We start from the raw sequence: 5757 nt of genomic DNA, 5'->3' as shown, positions 1-5757 counted from the left end.
TTGTCTCTGCCACCGGCGGTGCTGGCTGTCCTGGAATGACGGCCAGGTCTGACCCCTGGAGTGGCCTTGGTCACAACCCATGGTGGCGGGAAGGAAATGCACTATATGCACCAACGTCCCCATCGCCGAACTATCCAGTCTCCAAGCAAATCGGTTTCATGAGGCTGTAGTGTTTTCATCGTACAGTCTCCACCACCGCACCGGGCGTATTGCCGCCGACCAGAAACCCCGCAGTATTGGCTGGTGAGGAATTCCGCCGGGGTGGGTGGTTGGGCGGAGATGTGCGTCGTCTGCGGGCTCTGAGGACGGGATGGGCCGTTTCTTACCGGTACGCGGCTGCGGCCGGCTGGCGTTGCAGTCGTGGCCGATGACCGCCACCAGGGCCGCCACCGCCAAAGCGGCAAGCGGTCCCGCATCTCGCGAGCGCATGGCCAGCCAGAGGAGGAGGACCGTCGCGGTGAAGATGGCTGATTTCAGGATGCCAATCCCGGTGAGCCCGGCCTCATGAGCGAGGCACAACAGCACCTGCCCCAGCCAGGAATGGCGGAGGTTCAGATCCCAGTGGGAGAAATGGCCCGGCAGCTCGGCAGCCGACACCTCATCTGCGGGCCAGCCGTGCTCCCCAAAGGGAAACGGGGGCTCGTCGCCCCCGTTTCCCGTCCAACCGATGCCGCGCCAGCGCCGGTCACGGCGTCATGCCCAGCTCCTTCTCCTTGGCCGCCACCGCCAGGCGGGTCTTGATGGCGGTGTCCGAAATCAGGCTCATGGAGTCGATACCGCACTCCACCAGGAAGGTGGCAAAATCCGGGAAGTCCGAAGGCGCCTGGCCGCAGATGCCGATCTTCCGGCCCCGGCGGCGGGCGTCTTTGATGACGTTCCTCACCATGGTCTTCACCGCCTCGTTGCGCTCGTCGAAGATGTGGGCCACCAGGTCCGAATCCCGGTCCAGGCCCAGGGTGAGCTGGGTGAGATCGTTGGAGCCGATGGAAAAGCCGTCGAAGACGTCGCAGAAGGCGTCCGCCGCGATGACGTTGCTGGGGATCTCGCACATGACGTAGATCTCGAGGCCGTTTTCGCCCTGCACCAGCCCGAACTCCTTCATCACCGCGACCACCTTCCGGCCCTCTTCCGGGGTGCGGCAGAACGGGACCATGAACTTGACGTTGGTGAGCCCCATGTCGTTGCGCACCTTCAAAAGCGCCTGGCACTCCAGGCCGAAGGCGGGCTTGTACTTGGGATCGTAGTAACGGGAGGCGCCCCGCCAGCCGATCATGGGGTTGGACTCCTCCGGCTCGTAGAGCCTGCCGCCCACCAGGTTGGCGTACTCGTTGCTCTTGAAGTCCGACAGCCGGACGATGACGTCCTTGGGGTAGAAGCCGGCGCCGATGCGACCCACCCCTTCCGCCAGCTTGTCGATGAAGAAGGCCTTCTTGTCCTCGGGGTAGGCGGTGGTGCGGCGCTCGATCTCGGCCACGATGGCGGCGATCTCGGCGTCGCCGGCCGCGGCCTTCTTCTTGAGATCCTCGAAGTAGAACAGGGCCAGGGGATGGATGCCGATGTGGGAGTTGATGATGAACTCCTCCCGGGCCAGACCGACCCCGTCGTTGGGCACCTGGCACTCGCTGAAGGCCTTCTCCGGGATGCCGACGTTGAGCATGATTTTTGTTTTGGTGGCCGGGATCTTTTCGAGATCCAACCGGTCCACCTCGTACTTCAAGAGCCCCTCGTAGATGTTGCCGGTCTCGCCCTCGGCGCAGGAGACGGTCACCGCGGTGCCGGTCTTGATGAGCTGCGAGCCGTTCTCGGTGCCGATGACGCACGGGATGCCCAGCTCCCGGGAGATGATGGCGGCGTGGCAGGTGCGGCCGCCCCGGTTGGTGACGATGGCCGCCGCGATCTTCATGATCGGCTCCCAGTCCGGGTCGGTCATGTCCGTGACCAGGACCTCGCCGGCCTTGAACTGGCCGATGTGGGCGGTGTCCTCGATGACATGCGCCACCCCCTGACCGATCTTGGTGCCCACCGCCTGGCCGGCCGCCAGCACCTTGCCCTTCTCCTTCAGGATGTAGGTCTCCATGACCTTCTTCTGGGAGTGCACCGTCTCCGGCCTGGCCTGGACGATGAAGAGCTTGCCGGTGCCCACCGTCTTGCCGTCGCCGTCCTTGGCCCACTCGATGTCCATGGCCTTGCCGTAGTGGTCCTCGATGATGCAGGCCCAGCGCGCCAGCTGCAGGATCTCGTCGTCGCTGATCACGTAGCAGCCCCGCTCTGCCGGTGTGGTCTCGATGTTCATCACCGGCCGATCCGCCTGGGGATCGGGGTTGTAGATCATCTTGATCTCCTTGCTGCCCACCCTTTTTCCGACAATGGGCCTCTTGCCGGTATGGAGGGTGGGCTTGAAGACATAGTACTCGTCCGGGTTGACCGCGCCCTGCACCACGTTCTCGCCCAGGCCCCAGGCCGCGGTGATGAAGACCGCGTCCTTGAAGCCGCTCTCGGTATCGATGGAGAAGAGCACCCCGGAGCTGGCCGAGTCCGAGCGCACCATCTTCTGGACCACGATGGACAGATAGACGTCGAACTGGCCGAAGCCCTTGTCGTGGCGGTAGGAGATGGCCCGGTTGGTGAAGAGGCTGGCGAAGCAGTGCCGGCAGGCCTCGATCAGGGCCTCGGGACCCCGGATGTTGAGGTAGGTCTCCTGCTGGCCGGCAAAGGAGGCATCCGGCAGGTCCTCAGCGGTGGCCGACGAGCGGACCGCGACATCGACACCGGCGCCGTATTCCGCCTCCATCCTGGCGTAGGCAGCCAGGACCTCCTGGCGCAGATCCTCCGGGAACTGGGCCGTGCGGATGACCTGCCGCACCTTCTCCCCCCGGGAGGCCAGGTTGGCCATGTCGTGGGTGTCGAGGCCATCCAGGGCCTGGCGCACCGCGTCTTCAATGCCGGCCGTCTTGATGAGATGCCGGTACGCATAGGCCGTGATGGCAAAGCCGTGCGGCACCGCCACGCCCTTGGCGGAGAGCTTCTGGTACATCTCCCCCAGGGAGGCGTTCTTGCCGCCCACCAGAGGAACGTCGCCGATGCCGATATCGTCAAACCAGAGGATGAAGGCCGTATCGTGTACTCCTGCCATGGTGCTCTCCTTAATGTCGCGCGCGGGTTGGGGTTCGTAAGAAAAAGGCCAATGTATGAAGGATGTTACGCAAGGACCAGCATCACGCCTCTTTTGTATATCGCAATCCAGCCGCCACGGTCAACGCAAAACCAGTATGCCCTTCGGGCTTCCAAAGGACGCGGCTTCTGGTCTAAGATGATCCAAAGAATCGCCACTGCCGCCAGCCGCCGGCCGCCCATTGGTGTCCTCTGCCGCCGCTCGGCCCGGGCTGGCCTTCCCCACAACCCAAGGATTCCTGCCCATGTTCTCCAGTGACACCGTCCAAGAGCTGACTGGCCGTTTCCTTGCGGCCGATGGCCCAGCCGACAGCGATTATTTCGGTCTGATCAAGGAGCTGGTCCGCCACCGGGAGGCCTGTCTGCCGGCTGGCGTGGAGCGCCGTCTCTGGCAGGCGGAGATCGATCGCGTCTACGAGCTGGTGGCCGAGGAGATCGCGCACAATCCCCGGTCCCCCACGGCGCCGGTCAGCTTCGGCACCTCGGGCTGGCGGGGCATCCTGGGCAAGGATCTGTGCTGCCGCTCGGTCTGCCAGGTCACCCAGGCCATCGTCTCGCTGTATGAGGACCTGGATGCCAGCCCGGAGCTGGCCGGCGACCTGGGCGTGAAGAGCCTGGCCGAGGCCCGGGCCCGGGGCTGCGTCCTTGGCTACGACAACCGTTTCGGCGGCCCGGTGCTGGCAGCGGCCATCCGGGACTGGCTCACCGGCCAGGGTTTTTGCGTCTACGACGCCGGCGAGGCCTCCACCGGCACCTTGTCCGCCGCCGTCTTGCGTCTGGCGGCCGCCTTCTCCATCAACCTCACCCCCAGCCACAACCCTCTGGAGTACGGCGGCTTCAAGTTCAACGCCGCCGATGCCGGCCCGGCGGCGCCCAGCCTCACCAACCGCATCACCGCCCGGGCCCGGGCGATGATCGCCGCCGGCGAGCTGCGGCCGTCGCTGCCCGATCCCTCCCGGGTACGGCCCTGCGACGCCCTGGCCTTGTGGATCGAGCTGGTGCGGGCCAACGCCCATCGTCATGGCCTCGACTACGACGGCCTTCTGGCCGGCTTTGCCCGCCAGCACGATCTGGTGGTGGCGGTGGACTGCGTCCATGGCGCCAGCCGCCGGCACATCCGGCAGCTCTTCGGCAACCCGGCCAGCGACCGGCTGATCCTCCTGCGGGCCGAGGCCGACCCCACCTTCGGCGGCATCGCCCCGGAGCCGTCGGCCGCCAACCTGGAGCCGGTGCACAAGGCCCTGGCCAGCCGCACCGAGCGGCTGCGGCTGGGGGTGATCATCGACCCGGACGCCGACCGGATCCGCTTCACCGACGGCCGCCGGGAGATCACCATGAACCATTTCGGGGCCATGGCCTACCACTTCCTGCACGAGCACAAGGGCAAGGCCGGCATGGTGGCCAAGACGGTGGCCACCAGCAACTTCGCCAACGCCATCGCCCAGGCCTTCCAGGAAAAGGTCTTCGAGCCCCGGGTGGGCTTCAAGGAGTTCAAGCCGGTGCTCCTGGAAGCCCTGGTCTGCTTCGAGGAGTCCGACGGCATCACCGTCATCGGCCACACGCCGGAAAAGGACGCCTACATCGGCCTCATGCTGGCCCTGGACATGATGCTGACCAGAAACCAGGGCCTGGGTGACTACCTGGCCGAGCTGGAAAAGGCCTACGGCGCCTTTCTGCCCGCCCGGGATGCCGTGACGGTGCGCGCCGCGGGTGAAGAGCTCACCGCCAAGCTGCAAGGGCTTACCGCCTATGTTCCAGGCAAGACGATCCAGGTGGGAAACAAGGCGCTGGCCATCGACAAGGTGATCAGCATCGATGGCCGCAAGATGGTGCTGGCAGACGGATCGTGGATCATGATCCGGCCGTCCGGCACCGAGCCCAAGGTTCGCTTCTACGTGGAGGCCCGGACCGAGGCCGGCAAGGACGCCATGTTTGCCGCCGCCCGGGAGATGCTGGCCGCGACCGGCCTGCTATGAGCCGGGGGACTCGCCCTGGCCCCTGGTCCAGGTGCGGCGCTCCCGGAGGAAGGCGGAGGCGGCCAGCACCGCCGCCGCGGCCAGCAGAGCACCGCTGGCCATGACCGCCCCCCAGCCCAGAAGCGACCGGCCCGGGGCCTCGTCCTCCGGCAGATCCCGGCGGCAGTGCGGGCAGACCACAGCCCGGGGCTGAATCTTCTCCTGGCAGTATGAACAGCGGCGGGCGGCCATGGTGGCTCGTTTATAGCCCGGCCCCGCCCCCGTTGTCAAGGAGCTGCCGTCAAGGCCCCCGCCCCACTGGATATTCGATAAGCAGACGCCGGCCGACGGTCCTCGGGAGGGCGCGGCCGACATTTTTTTTCGGATCAGCCGGACAACGACCACATTCGCGCTATGCACCTCGCGCCCGCGAGACGCCATTCTTTGGGGGGGGAGAAGCGCCCCAGCAGCCTCCCTGTTGGCTCCGGCGGCGACACCACGTCTCCCCCCGCATCCTCCCCTCAGAAAACGCAACAGACGCCAATCCTGACTTCCATTTTATTACGCAAAATCAATAAGTTACTGGTTGTGGCGATTTGACCGCCTGCCACGGCTATGGTAACGTGCCTCG

Annotated in this window: 3 protein-coding genes; 1 reads left to right on the top strand and 2 read right to left on the bottom strand. The window is 65.8% G+C overall.

The genetic code is table 11. The features are described from left to right. Positions 1-685 precede the first annotated feature (685 nt). Entirely contained in the window at positions 686-3133 is a 2448-nt protein-coding gene (gene ppsA / locus AB1634_18365; GenBank protein ID MEW6221479.1) for a phosphoenolpyruvate synthase, read from the bottom strand. Between the two features lie 283 nt (positions 3134-3416). On the opposite strand from ppsA, the gene AB1634_18360 reads away from it, so the two are divergent. Next, positions 3417-5147 carry a phosphoglucomutase gene (locus AB1634_18360; GenBank protein MEW6221478.1) on the top strand — a complete coding sequence of 577 codons (1731 nt, stop codon included), beginning with the start codon at positions 3417-3419 and terminating at the stop codon, positions 5145-5147. Here AB1634_18360 and AB1634_18355 read toward each other — a convergent pair. Then, a complete protein-coding gene (locus AB1634_18355; GenBank protein ID MEW6221477.1) occupies positions 5142-5378 on the bottom strand; it encodes a hypothetical protein in 237 nt (78 codons plus the stop codon). The two genes, AB1634_18360 and AB1634_18355, sit on opposite strands and share 6 nt — an antisense overlap. Positions 5379-5757: the final 379 nt, after the last annotated feature.

Source organism: Thermodesulfobacteriota bacterium, assembly GCA_040755095.1.
Taxonomy (GTDB): domain Bacteria; phylum Desulfobacterota; class Desulfobulbia; order Desulfobulbales; family JBFMBH01; genus JBFMBH01.
This window is presented reverse-complemented; position numbering and strand designations above follow the sequence as displayed.